The sequence below is a fragment of the Sphingomonas sp. CARO-RG-8B-R24-01 genome (assembly GCF_022662295.1).
Taxonomy (GTDB): Bacteria; Pseudomonadota; Alphaproteobacteria; order Sphingomonadales; family Sphingomonadaceae; genus Sphingomonas.
In genome coordinates this window covers 215,903-233,996 of sequence record NZ_JAKNQI010000005.1, presented here as the reverse complement: position 1 = coordinate 233,996, position 18,094 = coordinate 215,903, and the positions used below count along the sequence as shown (strand labels likewise).

General features: G+C 66.8%; 12 protein-coding genes. 1 reads left to right on the top strand and 11 read right to left on the bottom strand.

Annotation, left to right across the window (positions count from 1 at the left end; translation table 11 throughout):
• Positions 1-38: 38 nt before the first annotated feature.
• The gene (locus tag L8G49_RS12135) at positions 39-2,717 is read right to left on the bottom strand and encodes a PAS domain-containing protein (RefSeq protein WP_242186002.1); all 2,679 of its coding nucleotides are present in this window, start codon (positions 2,715-2,717) and stop codon (positions 39-41) included.
• Positions 2,718-3,222: 505 nt separating this feature from the next.
• Between L8G49_RS12135 and L8G49_RS12130 the strand changes: the two genes are divergently transcribed.
• A complete protein-coding gene (locus tag L8G49_RS12130) occupies positions 3,223-5,715 on the top strand; it encodes a TonB-dependent receptor (RefSeq protein ID WP_242185999.1) in 2,493 nt (830 codons plus the stop codon).
• Positions 5,716-5,750: 35 nt separating this feature from the next.
• On the opposite strand, the gene L8G49_RS12125 is transcribed toward L8G49_RS12130, so the two are convergent.
• The 10 genes from L8G49_RS12125 to L8G49_RS12080 are packed head-to-tail and all read right to left on the bottom strand — an operon-like array spanning position 5,751 to position 17,963.
• Positions 5,751-6,890 carry a DUF3089 domain-containing protein gene (locus L8G49_RS12125; RefSeq protein ID WP_242185997.1) on the bottom strand — a complete coding sequence of 380 codons (1,140 nt, stop codon included), beginning with the start codon at positions 6,888-6,890 and terminating at the stop codon, positions 5,751-5,753.
• Between the two features lie 5 nt (positions 6,891-6,895).
• Positions 6,896-8,224, bottom strand: a complete 1,329-nt coding sequence (locus tag L8G49_RS12120) for an MFS transporter (protein WP_242185995.1) — start codon at positions 8,222-8,224, stop codon at positions 6,896-6,898.
• 1 nt (position 8,225) lies between these two features.
• A complete protein-coding gene (locus tag L8G49_RS12115; RefSeq protein WP_242185993.1) occupies positions 8,226-8,660 on the bottom strand; it encodes a sarcosine oxidase subunit gamma in 435 nt (144 codons plus the stop codon).
• The gene (locus L8G49_RS12110) at positions 8,653-11,436 is read right to left on the bottom strand and encodes a 2Fe-2S iron-sulfur cluster-binding protein (protein ID WP_242185992.1); all 2,784 of its coding nucleotides are present in this window, start codon (positions 11,434-11,436) and stop codon (positions 8,653-8,655) included. The genes L8G49_RS12115 and L8G49_RS12110 overlap by 8 nt, the downstream gene beginning before the upstream one ends.
• Complete coding sequence (locus L8G49_RS12105; protein WP_242138943.1) at positions 11,433-11,696, bottom strand: sarcosine oxidase subunit delta; 264 nt, start codon at positions 11,694-11,696, stop codon at positions 11,433-11,435. The genes L8G49_RS12110 and L8G49_RS12105 overlap by 4 nt, the downstream gene beginning before the upstream one ends.
• Complete coding sequence (locus L8G49_RS12100; protein ID WP_242185990.1) at positions 11,696-12,952, bottom strand: sarcosine oxidase subunit beta family protein; 1,257 nt, start codon at positions 12,950-12,952, stop codon at positions 11,696-11,698. Before L8G49_RS12100 ends, L8G49_RS12105 begins: the two co-directional genes overlap by 1 nt.
• Complete coding sequence (locus L8G49_RS12095; RefSeq protein WP_242185987.1) at positions 12,949-14,109, bottom strand: FAD-binding oxidoreductase; 1,161 nt, start codon at positions 14,107-14,109, stop codon at positions 12,949-12,951. The genes L8G49_RS12100 and L8G49_RS12095 overlap by 4 nt, the downstream gene beginning before the upstream one ends.
• The gene (locus L8G49_RS12090) at positions 14,102-15,514 is read right to left on the bottom strand and encodes an NAD(P)/FAD-dependent oxidoreductase (protein ID WP_242185985.1); all 1,413 of its coding nucleotides are present in this window, start codon (positions 15,512-15,514) and stop codon (positions 14,102-14,104) included. The genes L8G49_RS12095 and L8G49_RS12090 overlap by 8 nt, the downstream gene beginning before the upstream one ends.
• Complete coding sequence (locus tag L8G49_RS12085; RefSeq protein ID WP_242185983.1) at positions 15,511-16,761, bottom strand: PLP-dependent transferase; 1,251 nt, start codon at positions 16,759-16,761, stop codon at positions 15,511-15,513. Before L8G49_RS12085 ends, L8G49_RS12090 begins: the two co-directional genes overlap by 4 nt.
• Positions 16,758-17,963 (bottom strand): aromatic ring-hydroxylating dioxygenase subunit alpha, encoded by a 1,206-nt coding sequence (locus L8G49_RS12080; protein WP_242186112.1) that lies wholly within the window; start codon positions 17,961-17,963, stop codon positions 16,758-16,760. The genes L8G49_RS12085 and L8G49_RS12080 overlap by 4 nt, the downstream gene beginning before the upstream one ends.
• Positions 17,964-18,094: the final 131 nt, after the last annotated feature.

The following is an 18,094-nucleotide window of genomic DNA, read 5'->3' as shown; positions in this document are numbered from 1 at the left end:
TGTCGACGGATCAGGCGGCCTTTTTGTCGTGGCCCGTGTTACGCTTGTGTCATCTCGGCAAGTGCAGCGGCCAGCTCGGCGCTGCGAAACGGCTTGGTCAACCGGGGCAGATCGGACGCGACGCCGTCGAGTTCGGCATAGCCCGACACGATCAGGACCGGAAGGCGCGGCCATGTGGCGCGCACCGTGCGCGCCAGCTCTGTGCCATTCATTCCGGGCATCAGATGATCGGTCACCAGCAGCGTGAAACCATCGTCCTCAGCCAGCAGCGCCAGCGCTTCCTCTGCCGATGCCGCCTCCGTCACGTCATAGCCCAGGTCGTTCAGCATGTTCCCCGTACTCAACCGCACGAACCGCTCGTCGTCGACCAGCAAGGCGCGTCCATGCGCGCGGTGCGCCGGTCGGCGCTGCCTCCCCTGGTCCTCACCTTGCCTAACGGGCGCGGTTGCGCTGACCGGCAACCACAATGCGATCGTGGTCCCCAACCCGGGAGAACTGTCGATCGCCAGCCCCCCGCCAAGCTGCGCCGCCAGCCCATGCACCATCGACAGGCCGAGCCCCGTGCCCTGGCCAATGCCCTTGGTGGAAAAGAATGGCTCGATCGCGCGCGCACGGGTTGCCGAATCGATGCCCTCGCCGGAATCGACGACCGCAAGCCGGACATAATCCCCGGCGACCAGTCCGGTCTGGTGATGCGCCGCAATGTGCTCATGCCGGGCGGAAAGTTGCAGCGTTCCCCCGTCGGGCATCGCGTCGCGGGCGTTGACGGCCAGATTGAGCAACGCCATTTCGAGCTGATTGGCATCGGCGCGCGCCGGCGGAAGATCCGGCGCCAGAACGAGCCTGACATTGATCGTCGGGCCAAGCGTGGTTTCGATCAACCCAGCCATGCTCGCGACCAGGGCCGCGACGTCTACGGGAACGGGCTGCAAGGGCTGACGCCGGGCAAAGGCGAGCAGGCGTTGCACCAGCGTCTTGGCACGCTCGGCGGACTGTAATGCGCCATCGATCAACCGCTGCTCGCGGTCTCCACCGACGCCACGCCGCATCAGCATGTCGAGCGACCCGACGATCGGGGTCAGGAGATTGTTGAAATCGTGCGCAACCCCGCCGGTGAGTTGCCCCATGGCTTCCATCTTCTGGCTTTGCCGCAGGGCCTCCTCCGCATCGTCGAGCCGTTCCTGATCCCGGATCCGCTGGGTCACGTCCGTCACGAACTGGTAACAGCCGACCGGCGTACCTTGAGCGTCGCGCAACGTCCGGAACTTGACCTCATACCAGGGCCGGTCGCGATCGGCAGCGCCATGCTGCGTCAGAAGGGTAATCTCTTCGCCCGCCAGTCCGCGTCCCCAGGTTTCGCGTACCGCCGCCCGCTCTTCGGGCAGGTGGGCGAGCAGGTCCAGCATGTTGTCGCCAACGGCGGGCCGGACGCCGTAGATCCGCTCGAATTCGTCGGCATTGGCGCGATTGATCGCCAGGATCGTGTAGTCGAGGTCGCTGACCAGCACCATCACATCGGTGCTTTCGATGATCTTGGCGAGGAGGTTGCGCTCCGCGGTCCTTTCCTCGACCCGCATTTCCAGGTTTTCATTGAGTTCGCGCAACGCCCGGTCGGCACGGCGTCGGTCGGTGATGTCGTTGAACAGTACCGCGACGCGGTTCTGCTCCAGCGCGCCGGTGCGATACGCGTGGACATCGTACCAGCGGCCGAATGCGGTCGCCTCGTTCTCGAATTGCGCGGGTTCTCCGGTAAGCGCGACGCGCCCGTAGAAATCGAACCAATGTTGCTCGAGATCTGGAACGATCTCGCGGATCCAACGCCCGGTCGCGCCGACCAGCCCGGTCTGGCGCTCGAACGCCGAATTCGCCTCGACGATGCGATAGTCGACCGGGCGTCGGTCGGCGTCGAACCGCAGTTCGATGATGCAAAAGCCCGAATCGATCGCCTCGAACAGCGTGCGGTAACGCGTCTCGCTCTCGTGCTGGTCTGCCTCGGCCCGGACCCGATCGGTAATGTCATACCCGCCGACGAAGATGCCCGTCACGTGGCCGGCGTCGTCGCGGATCGGTTGATACAGCAGATCGATGAACCGGGTTCCACGATCCTGATGGAGTTCGATCGGCATCGCTCGCGCCGCGAACGGGACACCCGTACGATACACCGTGTCCAGCAAGCCGAAGAACTGCTGCGCGGCCAGTTCGGGGAAACATTCGCGGATGGTCCGCCCTTCATAGTCCCGCGCGCCCGACATTTCGACATAGGCGTCGTTGACGTAGGTGAAACGATGCTCGGGCCCCGACAACAGCGCCGCGAACCCGGGCATCTGTTGCAGCATGCGCTGTTGACGCTCGCGCTCAGCCGCAGCCTCCCGCCGGGCGAGCACGCCGGCCGTGGCATCGCTCGCGACGTTGAGAAAGCCGACGATGTCCCCCTGATCGTCGCGCGCTGGACTGTAGCAGAAATTCCACCATGTTTCCTCGGGATAGCCATTGCGGTGCAGGACCAAGGGAAAGTCTTCGAACCATACCGCGGCGCCGGCCAGAGCACGGTCAACGAATGGCGCAATATCGGGCCAAACGTCTGCCCAGACCCGGGCGATCGGCTGCCCCAGCGCCGCCGGATGGCGCAACCCGAGAAACGGCGCATACGCCTGGTTGTAAAGCAGGGTAAGCTCCGGGCCCCAGCACACGCACATTGCCTGACGGGATTCGAGCATCGACTCGCAGGTTGTTCGCAACGACTGAGGCCACGCGTCCCGCGGGCCAAGCGGTGTTGTCGCCCAATCGAATGCGTCGAACGATGCCGACGGTGAAGCCGCCGCCGGACGTGCATTCGATCCGCTTTTCGTCGGACCGTCCAAGTTCGTTACCATCGTCGGATCGTTACTCACAGCCGCTCCAACCGTCCTCGCGGCGGTTGGCCTCATATGCCTGCGCAAGCGTAGCCATTACTGCCGCGCGCGTCACGCCGGATATCGTCAGATGTCCGTGGGCTCGATCCCGGCCGACGTGGCTCCGCGCCATAGTGTGGCCAAAAAAGCATATCGCCACGATCGCAAAATAGCATAAGGGCATCCCATTATTCTGTTTCACGGCTTTAACTAATTCATACAGCCTTCATGTTGACAGGGAGCCCGCCTCGATGCGCGACCGCGAAAACGCGCGCCATCCTCAAAGCCCCCCGGCATGTTGGCGACGATCGATCAACCTTTGGGGGGTAAGATGAAGTCACTGCGTCACATTCGGCGGTTCTCTGGATATGCGGCGTCGGCCGCGCGATGGACGGCGTCCGCGGCGAGCCTGTCGCTGTTGCTGCCGATCGCCGCTCAGGCGCAGTCCGCGCCGCCCGCGGACCAGACGTCGTCGGGCAACCCGGAACTCACCGACATCGTCGTCACCGCGAACCGCTCTGGCGCGCAATCGCTGCAGAACGTGCCGCTCGCGGTTTCCGTGGTGAACGTCGATCAGGTGACCAAGTCCGGCCAGGGCAATCTGTCCGATCTTGCCAAGTTCACGCCCTCGCTGTCGATCACGGAAGGGGCACCGGGCTTCAACAAGTTCAACATGCGCGGTCTCGCGACCGGTCCCTATCGTACCTCGGACACGTCGGACCGCTCGCTCGTTGCCGTCTACCTCGATGACACGCCGATCTCGGTTCAGGGCCAGACACCCGACCTCAAGGTCTATGACCTCGAGCGGGTCGAGATTCTCCGCGGTCCGCAGGGAACGCTGTTCGGGGCGGGCTCGATGGCGGGGATGATCCGCTTTGTCACAGCAAAGCCCAACCTTACCCGCGCCTTCGGTACTGCCGAGGCCGGCGTGCTGACGACCGAACACGGTGAGCCCGGCTTCAATTTCCGCGGGATGCTCAACCTGCCGATCGTTTCGGACACGCTGGCGATGCGCGCGAACTTCTACGTCGGGCGCGACGGTGGCTTCATCGACAATATCGGGCTGCGCAACAAGCAGGACGCCAACCGGAACAGCACATACCAGGGCCGCGTCGCGCTGCGCTGGACGCCGGACGCAGCGCTGACGGTCGATGCGTCGGTCACCTACGAACGCAGCATCGCCAACGGGCTCAACTCGGCGTTCGATGGCCTCAAGCCCTACACGGTGCTGACCAACGGGCCGGAAGGCACCGACGATCGGTTCCGCCTCTATACGCTGGGGGCGGACTATGACGCCGGTTTTGCACATCTGATCGTGACGGGTGCCTATACCGACCGCGCGATCGGCTTCGACGCCAGCCTGGAGCCGCAGATTGGCTATTTCTTCCAGGATTATGGCTCGCCGCTGACGCCGCAGACCAACACCTATCCGCTGTACGAGGCGCCCACCGCCTACAGCGATACGCTGGCACGTCAGATCCCGGCGGAACTGTACCAGATCGACCAGAAGATTAAGGACTATATGCTCGAAGGGCGGCTGGTGTCGCAGCCGGGCGGTCCGCTAACGTGGACGGTCGGCGCCTTCTACGAAAAACAGAAGCGCCACTTGCGGCAGGACATTCCGGTCGCCGGCTTCGACACCCTGTCCTACCAGAATGGCTCCGGGCCTTACAACACGCCGAACGGCCTGTATGACTCAAGGCTGGTCGATGCCGCGTTCCAGTCGAACGACATCTTCTCGGGGCTGCAGGACACCAACGAACATCAGATCGCGCTCTATGCCGACGGCACGTGGCACGCGACCGAGAAACTCGATCTCACCGCCGGGCTACGCTACTTCAACTTCAAGGAGCGCTATTACCTGTTCGAAAGCGGCGTATACGGCGTCATCAACAATCGGCCGCTGACGACCAACGCGACGTTGAAATCGAACGGCGTCAATCCCCGCGCAAACGTCTCCTACCATTTCGACCGGGACTTCATGGTCTATGCCGAGGCCGCGAAGGGCTTCCGCTATGGCGGCGGCAACCAGCCGGTGCCGGTCGACACGACGACGCCAGGCAAGAACCCGTCGATTGCACAGCAATGCACGAGCCAGCTGGCCGGATACGGCTACAACGCCGCGCCGCTGACGTTCGGGCCGGATAAATTGTGGAACTACACGATCGGCGAGAAGGCGAAGCTCGCGGGCGGCCGCGTGACGCTCAACGCCAGCGCCTATTACATCGACTGGCGCGACGTGCAGACCCGGTTGCGGCTCGATTGCTCGTATTTCTTCACCGACAACAAGGGGCGCGTCACCAGCAAGGGCGTCGAGCTCGAGACGATGATCAAGGCGACGCCCGAAATCACCGTATCGGCAAGCGGATCGTACAACGATTCCAAGGCCAACGGCGACATCCCGACGGTCGGCGCGTTCGACGGCGACCGCACGCCGTATTACCCGCGCTGGACCGGCAACCTCCAGCTGTTCTACGATCGCCCGGTCGGCAACGGTGCTCTGCATGTGCAGACGGGGTATCAGTACCAATCGTCGCAGAACACCAACTTCAACCCGTTCAGCACCGTCATCACCAATGGCACGCTGACCCGCAACGGCCTCAACCAGAGCTTCGCCGTCATCCCGGCGACGCATAATGTCAGCGCGGCGGTCACCTATAACGTCGGGCAGTTCGAGTTCGGCGTCTACGGGACCAACCTCGCCAATGGCGTGCGCGTGACCGACATCGCGCGGGCGACCTATTATCAGGTCTATCAGGCGGGCAGCCGCGTGACGCTCGCCCGGCCGCGGACGATCGGCTTCCGCGCGAAGGTCAGCTTCTGATCGCGCATCGGCCGGGTTTCGACCCGGCCGGTCCGTTATCGCGCGCGGCGACGATAGGCGCCGTACTGGTCCGCCACGCGGTGCAGCAGATCACCCTGGACGATCGCGACGTCGACGACGTGGAACCCCCAGTCGGGGTAAGCGGCATCTCCGATCGTCGCGGTTCCCGCGACCGTTTCGGACAGGGCTGTGCGAGCGACACGGACGGCGAGATGACTCGCCACAGCGGACGTGACGCAGCGCCCCGAAAGCATTCCTGGCACCGCCACGTAGCGCGTCACGATCGGCTTGCCTGCGACGCTCCATCCGGTTGCCGGACGCTGATATTGCGCGACCCCACCGCGCCACCACGGCGCGCCGAACCGCGCATCGAGCGGGGCCTCGCCGCCGTCGAGCCGCGCCGGGTTGGTGCAACCGGCGACCAGCCCCGGTCGCCGGGACACGCCGAACACCGCATTGGACGGCGGCGGCACAGTATCGCGGTAACTCGCCCAGCTCATGACGCACCCGATCTGCGCATCCCGGCGGCAAAGCGGGATCGTCCGGAAATCTCCCCCGACGTCGCGCCCGGGGGGAACCAGCACCGCCGTCCCCGGCAGGATCGCGGACAACAGCTGGCGCTGGACCGGCTTGCCGTCGATCTCCTCCGTGACGAGCCGCTTGAGCAACGACGACCCCTGGCTGTGCCCGATCAGGACGAACGGCCGACCGTGATTGTCGTGCGCGAGATAGTGCTGCCACGCGGCCCGAACATCGGCATAGGCGAGATCGAAATCGCCCGGATTTGCGCCACCGCCAAGGCCCTTTCGTAGCGCCGTGAGCGTCACCTGCCGGTAGAGCGGCGCAAACGTCCGGCAGACGCTGCGGAACGGCGCGAACTGCGCCTCGGTCATCTCGCGCTCGCTACGATCGGGCGTCAGGTCGCTATTGCCGCCCGGGTCGAGCGAGACCGTCGGGTACACGTAGAAGCAATCCACCGCGTCCGGCCCGCGGTTTGGCCCACGCTCCACCCGCGATGCGTTCCGCGAATCAACCACCGTCAACGCAAGATCGGCGGCGCAGACGTCCTTGCGACCGGGGCGGCAAAGCCAGTTTCCCGTCTGCGCGTAATCGACCGCCGGCACCACCGTCGATCCGGACAGGAGCGTCGCTAGCGCCATGGCAAGGAACGCCATGCCGGTCAGGCCTGTTTGAGCGTCGACGGTTCGGCGATCTTCGCCGGATGCCCCAGCCGGACATCGTCGCTGTCATAGGTCCGCACGCTGGTCAGATAATGATAGCCGGCCCAGAAGCCAGTGAGCGACAAGGCCAGCAGCGCGTAGCGCAGCGATTCCGCATTGTTGCCCAGCCGCGCCGCGAGCGTATCGCTGATCCAGCCGACCGCGGTCGGCGCGATGATCAGGTTGCAGACGTTCGCCGCGAGCAGGCTGATCGCCATCCCTTGCGCGCGCATCGTCGGCGGGAGGAAGTTGAGCAGCAACGCCATCGTCGGCCCCATGTAGAGGTATACGCACGGGATCACGAGCCACAGCATAGCGGTCGCTACCGTCAACGAGTGCGTCCAGAAGATGATGAAGGACGGGATCGTCGACAGGATCACGATCCCTGCCAGGAACCAGGCAATGCGCTTGGCATCCTGCATCTGCGGCAGTGCGAGCAGCGCCCCGGTCGCAATCGTCGCGAGCGTTCCCGCCCAGAAATAGATCGTCCCGAGCCGCGCCCCCGCGTCCGACGTGGACAGGCCGTAGGCGCGTTCGAAATAGGTCTGCATCCAGAACAGCATACCCCAGCCCCACAAGCAGATCACCGCGCCCGCCGCATTGATGTGCCACGCCGAGCGCTGGCTCCACAGGAAGCGGCAGGTCTCGCTGAAGGTCGCGGCGGGTTCGCTGGTCTCGGTGACGAGTTCGAACCGCCCGCGGATCGGCTCGCGCACAGTCAGCAGGATGACCAGCCCAAACACCACACCCGGCACGCCGAGCGCGACGAACGCCGCTCGCCAGCTATGGAAATGATCGACGATCTGGCCCGCGACGCTCGACCCGAGCCAAGCGCCGAGCGGCAGCCCGAGGGCCCATAGCGTCAGCGCATAGGCGCGCCGCCCGCGCGGAAAATTGTCAGCGATGATCGAGGTCGAGGGCGGCGTGCACCCCGCCTCGCCGATCCCGACCCCGATCCGCGCGAGCAGGAACTGCCAGAAGTTCTGCGTCATCCCGAGCAGCGCGGTCATTCCCGACCAGGTGATCAGCGCGACCGCGACGATGTTGCGCCGGTTCGCGCGATCGGCATAGCGCGCGATCGGCAGCCCTGCGAAAATGTAGAAGATCGCGAGCGACACGCCGGTCAGCCAGCCGACCCCGGTGTCGCTCAGACCGAACTCCTTGCGGATCGGCTCGAGCACGGTCGAGACGACGTAGCGGTCCGCAATGTTGAGCGCGTAGACGAGGGCGAGGATCGTGACGACATACCAGCGCGCCGGGGACAGGGTTGGTCGCGTCTTGTTCGTCAAATCAAATCCCCCCGGTGGCTCCATGCCAGAGCGCTTCCAATGTTCGCGCATAACTCGATGCGCAATAGACCTCGCATTCCGCTTCGCTCGTGACAAGCAGGGTGACGGCAACGTGATGGATCACCGTCCGCGCGACCGCGCCCGGTGCCAGCGCGCGCGCTGTGGTATCGAGGAAACCGCTGACCGACAGCAGATCGCGCCAGCCCGGACCGCTCAGCGTCGCGCGCATCAGGCCGCCGCCGATCGGGGTGCACGCGCCTTGCGCCCCGATCGCCACCGCGATGCCCGTCGCGCCTTCGCCCGCATCGATGGCCCACCAGCGGCGCGGCTCGACCTGCACGCAGCGCACCCCGGGAAACACGGGCAGTGCGCCGTCCCACAGGTCGATCACGACCAGGTCGTGGATGTTCGCCCAGGACACGGTCGCCTCAATCACGGTAGCGTGTCCCGCCTGGATCATGGAACAGCGGGACACCGACCGTCACCGCCGCGTGCAGGCCGCGCGTCGGTGAGGTCGCGATGAGCGTTTCGCCATTGCGCGCCCTCCCCCCGGCCAGCAAGGCAAGTGCAACCGACCCGTGTTCCAGCACACGCGTTCCTGCCGACGTGACATGACCCTCCGCCGCTGCCCCATGCGCCGCCACCAGCATCGCGCCTTCGGGAATCGGCCTGGTCGAGCTCAGCCCGACGAGCTGCAACCGGTCCGCCGCGTGGAGCGCGGGGCGGCTGAGCCCCTGTGCTCCCACGAAGCCGCCCGCCTTGCGGAGCATCCCCGCGAGCCCGAGATCGTGCGGCGTCGTACGACCGTCGGCCTCGGCGCCGATCACGACATGGCCTTTTTCGATCCGGAGATGTTCCATCGCATCTAGCCCATAGGCGCAGCCGCCGACGCCCCGCACTGCCACCGCCAGCGCGTCCCACACCAGCACCGCGTCCTGCGGCACCGCGTACAGCTCGAACGCGCGTTCTCCGCTGTAGCTTGCCGCCAGCACAAGGACCGCCACGCCAGCGACCATCGCGGTCGCGGTGCCCATATGGGCGGGCGGGACGATCCCGGTGACCTGCGCTAACAACACCGCCGCCTGTGGCCCGGCCAGCGCAATTCCCGCGAAGTGCTCCTGCTGCGAAACTACCGAAACACGCAGCTGAGGCGCGAGGATGCGGTGGACATAGCTGAGATGCGCTTCCATCCGATCCGCGCCGCCGGTCGAGCTCGTCAGGAGGTAGTCGGTCTCGCCGAGCCGCCAGACGGTGCCGTCGTCCGTCACCATGCCGTCCTCGCGCATCATGAACGTATAGCGCCCGCGCCCAATCGCCAGTTTCGAAATTCCGGTCGCGCACACCAGCTCGAGCAATGCCGCCGCGTCCGGTCCCTTCACCGCAAACTTGGCGAGCGTCGAGACGTCGACGATCCCCGCCGTCGTCCGCACCGCGCGTGCCTCGCGCATCGCGGCGTCGTAGAGCGTCTCGCCCGCCACCGGATAGGCGCGCGGCCGATGCCAAAGGCCGAGCGGTTGCCAGATCGGGGCGAGCCGCTGGTGGCTGTCCCACAGCGCCAGCCGTCGTGCGGGCGCGGCATGGCCGCCGCCATCCGCCCCCGCCAGCGTACCCAGCGTCAGCGGCGTATAGGGCGGGCGGAACGTCGTCAGCCCGGCCTGCGGGATCGTGACGCCGCCGGTCTGCGCCAGCCGCGCGAGCGCCGCCATGTTGCTCGTCTTGCCCTGATCGGTCGCCATGCCGAGCGTGGTGTAGCGCTTGAGATGTTCGACCGAACGATACCCCTCGGTCCAGGCGAGATCGACGTCGGCGGCGGTCACGTCGTTCTGGAAATCGACGAAGCTGTGCTTTGGGTCGGTCAGGGATGCGGTGGTGGTGGCGATCGGCGGGATATCGCCCGCTGCCGCACCGACGCTGGTCACCGCTTGCGGGAACGCGCCGGGAACAAACGCCTGCAGGTCCTCGCGCCAGTCCAGCGTGCCGCCTGCCTGGCTGTGAAGATGGACGGCGGGGGTGAAACCGCCCGACATGGCCAGCAGGTCCGCCTCGAAGCGCCGCTTCCTGCCACCGATGCTAGCGACGACAGCCGTAAGCCCGCGCGCGCCGCCATGCGTTTCGACGACGTGCGCGTCGGTGAAGGTGGCTGCATCCCCATCCGCCGGACGCGATTTCCGACTGTCAAGGATCGCCACTACCTCGCCGCCAGCGGTACGAACCGCTTTAGCAGTTGCATAGGCGTCGTCATTGTTGGTCGCGATCACCACGCGCTGCCCCGGCAGCACGTCGAACCGTTCGATATAGCTCCGCACGGCCTGCGACAGCATCACCCCCGGGCGGTCGTTCCCGGCGAAGGTCAGCGGCCGCTCGATCGCGCCGGTCGCGAGCACGATTTGGCGCGCTCTGACATGCCACAAGCGCTGCACGGGCTGGCCGGGCGCAGGCGGCTGGCCGGGTTCGACGAGGCGTTCGGTAAGGGTGGCAAAGCCGTGGTCCCACAAGCCGGACGCCGTGGTGCGCGTGAGGACGCTGAAATCCTCCGTCCGTGCTCCGGCGAAGGCCGGAGCCCAGGGTATCGAGCGCTGCCTTTGCAACTCTGGATTCCCGCTTTCGCGGGAAAGCAGATGCGGCGCAGGATCTTGCTCCACCAGCATCACCCGCTCGCCCGCCTCCAGCGCGGCGCGCGCCGCCGCGACACCGGCGGCACCGCCCCCGACAACCAGCACGTCGCAAAATGCCGAGCGATGCTCGTAGCGATCGGGGTCTGCCAGCGTCGGGGCCTTGCCCAGCCCGGCGGCCCGCCGAATGAACCGCTCATACACCATCCACCGCGACGGCGGCCCGAAGAAGGTCTTGTAGTAGAACCCCGCGCTCAAAAACTTGGCGAACAGGCCGTTGACCGCCCCGAGATCGAACCTCAGCGAAGGCCACGCATTCTGGCTCCGCGCGACCAGCCCTTCATAGACATAGACGTCGGTTGCGCGCGTGTTGGGCTCCGTCCGCCCGCCCTCGCCGACCGTGACCAGCGCGTTCGGTTCCTCGACCCCCGCCGCCATGATCCCGCGTGGGCGATGATATTTGAAGCTCCGCCCGACCAGCATCACGCCATTCGCGAGCAACGCCGCCGCCAGCGTATCCCCCTCACGCGCGAGCATCGCGCGGCCGTCGAAGGTGAAGCGCAGCGTCCCCGCCGCGCCGCCGATCCGCCGACCGCTCACGCCAGCATCGCGGGATCGTACGCGACGACCGACGCAATCGCATGGCTCCGCCGGTGCCGCCGCAGCACGATCCACTGTCGGCAGCCGTAAGCGTGCCGCCAAAGCTCGTCCTCCAGCCCGACCGGATTGGCACGTGCATACAGCCGGGCAACTGCCAGATCCGACGGCATATCAGGCGTCACGATCGAATCGAGCGTACGTTCATAGACGAACTCGACCTGCGCGCGTTCGCCGCAATGGGGACAGTCGATCAGCAGCATCAGCGCAACTGCGGCATGAAGCCGACCCCCGCCTCGTCGATCGTCGCCCCGCGCGCGAAGCGATCCAGCGCGAACGGTGCGGCGAGCGGATGGCTCGTTCCCGTCGCGAGCAGATGCGCGTAGCACCAGCCCGATCCCGGCGTCGCCTTGAACCCGCCGTAACACCAGCCGCCATTCAAATAGAGCCCGTCGACCGGCAGCGCCGATATGATCGGCGATCCGTCGAAGCTCATGTCGGTCGTCCCCGACCAGCACCGCACCATCCGCAGCCGCGACAGCGCCGGCACCAGCGCGATCGCCTCCGCCGCCGCTTTCTCGAGCCGGACCGGCAGCCCGCGCTGCGCATAGCTCGGGAACTGGTCGGGATCGCCGCCGAGCACGATCCCGCCCTTGTCCGACTGGCTGATGTAGCAATGGAGCGATTGCGACATGATGACGGTGTCGACCATCGGCTTGACCGGCTCGGTCACGAACGCCTGCAGCGTGTGCGCCTCGATCGGCAGCGTGAGCCCGGCGAGCGCCGCCACCCGCCCGCTGCTTCCCGCGACGCAGATGCCGACCCGCCCCGCCCCGATCTGCCCGCGCGTGGTTTCCACGCCCGTCACGCGACCGCCCGCCATGGTGAAGCCGGTGACCTCGCACTGCTGGATTACATCGACCCCAAGTGCGTCCGCCGCGCGCGCATAGCCCCAGGCGACCGCATCGTGCCGAGCGGTCCCGCCGCGCCGCTGGATCAAGCCGCCATGGATCGGGAAGCGCGCGCTTTCGGACATGTCGAGCAACGGCACGAGCTTGCGCACGTCATCACGTGTGAGAAGATCCGCGTCGATCCCCGAACAGCGCAACGCATCGCCGCGTTGCGCGAGTTGCGTCATGTCGCCGTCGGAATGGCCGAGGAACAGCGCCCCGCGCGGGCTGAACATGACGTTGTAATTGAGCTCGTCGCTCATCCCCTCCCATAGCCCGATCGCAAAATCGAACAGATCGTGGAGCGGCTTCTGGCGATAGTTGGAACGAACGATCGTCGTGTTGCGCCCGGTGTTGCCGCCGCCGATCCACCCGCGCTCGAGCACCGCGACATTGCGGATGCCGTGGACCTTGGCGAGATAATAGGCCGTCGACAGGCCGTGCCCGCCCCCGCCGATCACGATGACGTCATAATGGCGTTTCGGTTCCGGATCGCGCCACGCCCGCTCCCAGCCCCGCTGCCCGGTCAACCCCGCCTTGAGCAAGGCGAGCGCCGAATAGCGCTTCACGCCGCCCGCTCCAGCGCCCAGCCGCGCCGTTCGCGCCAGTCGGGTTCGAGGGTCGCGAACCGTGCCAGCCCGAGCTTGCTGATGTCGGCGAACGAGCACACCCCGTCGAGCACCAGATCGCGGATCGCATGGCCGCTGGCGGGCGACAAACCGAAGCCGACCCCGGACATCGTCGCGACCGTGACATTGCCCGGATCGGCGGGGCGATCGAGGATCGGTCGCCCGTCGGGGGTATTCTCGACGATCCCCGCCCACGACCGGATCACGCCAAGCCCGGCAGCGCGCGGAAACAGCTCTGCCACGCGCCGCGCGAGGTTGCGCACCAGCGGCGAGGTCGGGCGCGCGAGTGGCCCGGCAGGATCGGTCGCCAGCCATTCATGCGGCCCGCCCCCGAACGCGAGATTGCCGCGCAGCGTCTGGCGACCGTACAGCCCGTTCCCATCGACCCCGCCGATCGCCATCAGCGGCGCGGGCTCGGTCACGATCATTTCCGCGCGCGCCGCGGCCAGCGGAAAGCGGATCCCGATCGGCGCGAGCAACGCCTCGGCCTGTGGCCCCGCCGCCACGACCAAAGCATCGCATGCGATCGTTCCGCGCGGCGTCACCACCGCACTGGCGCGTCCGCCGCGCGTCTTGATCGACAGCGCCGGGCAATGCTGCAGGATCTGTCCTCCAAGATCCTGCAACGCCCAGGCATAGGCCTGCACCGTCCGCTGCGGATTGGCATGGCCGCCGAAGCGCAAATGGATCCCGCCGAGGCAGCTGTGATCGGTCAGCGGCACCATCGCCTGCGCCTGCGTCGAATCCAGATCTTCGACCTGGTAGCCCATCGCGCTGCACATCCGCCCGACCGCGCGATAATGGTCGAGCAGGACGGGATCGCGCTGGATGATGATCCGCTCGCGCCGATATTCGGTCGGATAGCCGAGCAGCTCGTCCATCTGCGGCCACAGCCGCTGTTCCTCGGCGAACAACGGGCTCTGGTAATGCGACGCGCCGCCGCCGTTCCGGCCCGATGCTTCCCAGCCGACCACGCCCTTGTCGAGGACAACGACATCGACCCCCGCGCGCGCCAGCCACCACGCCGCGCTCAGCCCCGTCACGCCAGCGCCGATCACGACGACGGAAGCATGACGGGGCATGTCGCGCTCAGACATGCAGCGTCCCGCCGAGACCGGTGACGTGCTCCGCCTCCTCGGGCGTGCCGATTGCGGCGTATGGCGTCCATTGCGTCGGGATCCCGAACCAGACGTCCCATCCCGCCGTCATCCCGGCGTCTTCGTTCCAGTCGGCAAGCACGCTCAACGGCACCGGGCGGACGGGCGCGCGAAAACTCGCGACCGGGACTTCAGACGGCAGGACGCCCTGCTCGACCGCAAGCAGGCAGCGCACCTGCTCGCGACAGCGCCGCCCCTGGCATGGCCCCATGCCAGCCCGCGTAAGCCGCTTGATCTGGTCGGGATGCGCGGGACCGTCCGCCAGCAGCGTCCCCAGCGATCGCGTCGCCAGCCGCGCGGGTCGGTCGAGGTAGCGTGGCGGCTGGACGCCGAGGAGGTCGGCGCGGGTGACCGCCTCGCACTGGCAGACGATCGTTTTCGGTGGGGCGTGGCGACCAAGCGCGGACGCCCATGCGAGCAGACGCCCGTCGGCAGGCGCTTGTACGGTCGCGCTGTCCCCCACCAGTTGCACCAGCCCGTTGGCGACCGTTCCTGCCGCCTCGATCAACTCGGTCGCTGGCGTCACGCCGATGGCAAGGACGATCGCATCGCATTCGAGCGTCGTGCGAGTCGCATCATCCGTCAGCGACGCAAGCGTCACGCGCTCGACCCCATCGATCCCGCCATCGGTCGCCGCGATCGTGTACGCGAGGAACACCGGCACCCCGAGCGCCTCGGCCAGCGCCGGGTCGACCTCGGTCCGGTCGGCAATCTCGACGATGCCGGCAACCGCGATCCCGCGCTCGAGCGCCAGCCGCGCGGTTTGAAGCGCCAGGTCGCCAGACCCGATAATCACGATCCGCTGGCTCGCCAGCGCATCGTAGCGGGTCAGCAGCGCGGCGAACCCCTGCGCCCCCATTACCCCGGGCTGGTCCCATCCCGGAAACGCCATCGCGATGTCACGCGCCCCGGTCGCGAGCACCAGCCGCCGGAAGCCGACCATCCGCGACGCCTCGGCATCCGCGATCCCGAGCAGCGGCCCCGGCAGGGCGCGCAAGGCGGCGTTCGGCACGTACAGTCCCCAGGCGACCGTCCCGAGCCGGACGTCGACCCCGGCATCGAACGCCGCCTCCAGTTCGGGATTGGCGCGGAACAGCTGTTCGACCAGCCGGTCGGGATGGTGCACCGCCGCCGTGGCGCGACCGCCGAAGAACAGTGGCACATCGTTCCCGATCACCGCCCCCGCCACCGGGTTCTCGTCGATCAGCAGCACGCTCGCGCCACTCAGCGCGGCGCGGATCGCGGTCGTCGTTCCCGCCCGGCCCGCGCCGACCACGATCAGGTCGAACTGTTCGTCGGGCGCGGGAAACTTGCCGTCGATCGCGTGGGGGTCGAGGATTTTCATATCGCGTCCAGCGCCTGGGATAGGTCGGCGATCAGGTCGTCGACATGTTCGATCCCGACCGACAGCCGCAGCGTGGCGGGGGTGATGCCGCCCGCCGCGCGTTCGTCGGCGGACAGCGCATAATGCGTCGTCGTCGCGGGATGCGTGATAAGCGTCTCGGACCCGCCGAGGCTGACCGCAAAGCGCAGCAATTCGAGCCGGTCGAGAAAGCGGAATGCCTCCGCCTCGCCGCCAACGACCGCGAAGGAAAAGGTCGACCCCGCCGCCTTGCATTGCCTGTCGTACACCGCGCGGGCGGGCGTGCCCTCGGCAAGGAAACCGAGATAGGTGAGGCTCGCCACCTTGGGATGGTCGCGCAGGACCTCGGCAAGCCGACGCGCATTGTCCATCGACCGCTCGACCCGCAGGTGCACCGTCTCCATCGAGCGCAGCATCAGCCAGCACGTATAGGGGTCGAGATGGCTCCCAAGTGTGGTGCGCAACAACCGCAGCGGCGCGACCAGCGCTTCGCGCCCGGTGACACCACCTGCCAGCAAGTCGCTGTGCCCGCCGCAATATTTTGTGAGGCTCGTCATGCACAGGTCGGCCCCGAGCTCGATCGGCCGCTGCATCATCGGCCCGAGCACCGTGTTGTCGACGACCACGATCGGCCGCGTCCCGGTCCGCATGCCGACCGCGTCCGCGATCTCCACGAGCATCGCGATGTCGACCATCGCGGCGGTGGGGTTGGCGGGAGTCTCGCCGACGATCAGCTTGAGTGGCCCCGCCGTTAGCGTGGTCTCGACCGCCGCCATGACGTCGGCACGGTCGCAGCCGTCGGTGAAGCTCGCGTGATGCACCCCGAACCCCGGCAGCAACCCGGTATAGAGCCCGTTGGTCCCGCCATAGATCGGCCGCCCGAACACCACACTGTCGCCCGGTCGCAGATGCGCGAGCGCAATCGCGCTGTGCGTCGCCATCCCGCTGTTGAACACCGCCGCGCCTTCCGCGCCGTCGAGCGCGGCGAGCCGCTCCTCGACCATGTCGAGATTGGGGTGGCTGAGGCGCGCATAGATATGCCCCGCGCCGCCGACTTCCGGCCCGGTGCCGTCGAAATAGGCCTCGTGAATGTCCTTCGCCTGCCGCGCGGAGGCATAAGCGAAGGTCGACGTCATGTAGATCGGGGGCTTCGCTGCATTGGCGCCCCCCGCCGGATCATATCCCGCACGGACCGCGAGCGTTTCGGAGCGCCAGCGCGGCCCAGTCATACCGGAACCCGCGCGAGATATTCGCTCGCCCGCGCGCAATACCAGTCGACGAAGCGCAGCGTCAGCGATTCCGCGGTCGGGCTGTACGGCCCCGGCGTATAGCCCGGCGACCACACACCGACCTGATTGTCCTCGGCGAACGCCTTGTCCTGCAGATTGGTCTGCGTCCACAGATGCGTCAGTTCGTCGATGTCGTAATCGACGCCCTCGACCGCATCCTCATGCACCAGCCAGGTCGAGACGACATGGGTTTCCCCGGGCGACACCGGCATCGCATTGAACGCGAACGTATAGTCGCTGGTCGAATGGCAGAAGTTGTTGGGCTCGACCGCCCAGCGCAATGACCCCGCATCGCCGCCACCCGCCTCGACCATCAGCTTCTTGACCGCGAACTGCCCCGAGGTCGTCATCGCGACATTGCCGTCGTTGAGCGCGAAGCGGACCGCCTGCCACCAGTCCTCGCCGACCGGACCCGCCGGAAGGCCGATCGCTTCCATCCGCTCCGTAAACAGGCGCGCAGCGGCGGCCTCCAGATCGAAATATTGCGTAGCGCCAACCGGGAAGGTGCGCGCCAGCTCGGGGTGACCGCTCGCGCAATGGTAGCATTCGCGGCCATTCTCGACGACGAGCTTCCAATTGGCATATTCGACCAGCACTGATTTGTGCGCGACCTTGGCGCGCTTCAAGTTATGCGGTTCGAGCAAAGGCGTCAGATCGCGCCGCAAGATACTGATATCAGGTGGGACCTGCGCCAGCGACACGAAGATCGCGCCCGCGATCGTCTCGAGATGGACAGGCTTCAACCCGTAATCGGTCTTGTCGAAATCATCCGGCATCCGCCCCGCCGCGAGCAGCCGCCCGTCGAGTCCGTAGCTCCAGCGATGATACGGACAGGTCAGCCTCGGCGCATGTCCCGCTCCCGGCTTGCACAGGATCGAGCCGCGGTGGCGGCAGCTGTTGTGAAAGGCGCGCAACACCCCGTCGCGCCCGCGTACCACGATCACCGGCCAGCGCCCGACCATGAAGGACAGATAGTCGCCCGGCTGCTTCACTTCGGCAGTAAAACCGGCGAGCAGCCACGACGTGCCGAAGATCGCGGCAAGGTCGAAATCGAAGGCGTCTGGGCTCAGGTACAGGTGCTGTGGCAGCGAATGGCCGGCGCGCCGCGATCCCACCCATTGTGCAACACCTGAAAGGTCCACCAAGCTGTGCTCCTGCCCCGTACGAAGCGGTGTGACACGGCAGCACCTTCCCCGGAAAATTCCATTTGCGCATGCGCCCATGCGAAAACCGCGACGGGCGCGGAGGGCATCGGACGAGCAGTCCGGGTCTT

What these genes read in the sequence shown, in the direction of transcription:
- L8G49_RS12135 (WP_242186002.1), bottom strand. Translation starts at nt 2,717, where the DNA reads ATGCTCGAATCCCGTCAGGCAATGTGCGTGTGCTGGGGCCCGGAGCTT.
- L8G49_RS12130 (WP_242185999.1), top strand. Translation starts at nt 3,223, where the DNA reads ATGAAGTCACTGCGTCACATTCGGCGGTTCTCTGGATATGCGGCGTCG.
- L8G49_RS12125 (WP_242185997.1), bottom strand. Translation starts at nt 6,890, where the DNA reads ATGGCGTTCCTTGCCATGGCGCTAGCGACGCTCCTGTCCGGATCGACG.
- L8G49_RS12105 (WP_242138943.1), bottom strand. Translation starts at nt 11,696, where the DNA reads ATGCTGCTGATCGACTGTCCCCATTGCGGCGAACGCGCGCAGGTCGAG.
- L8G49_RS12095 (WP_242185987.1), bottom strand. Translation starts at nt 14,109, where the DNA reads ATGTCTGAGCGCGACATGCCCCGTCATGCTTCCGTCGTCGTGATCGGC.
- L8G49_RS12090 (WP_242185985.1), bottom strand. Translation starts at nt 15,514, where the DNA reads ATGAAAATCCTCGACCCCCACGCGATCGACGGCAAGTTTCCCGCGCCC.
- L8G49_RS12085 (WP_242185983.1), bottom strand. Translation starts at nt 16,761, where the DNA reads ATGACTGGGCCGCGCTGGCGCTCCGAAACGCTCGCGGTCCGTGCGGGA.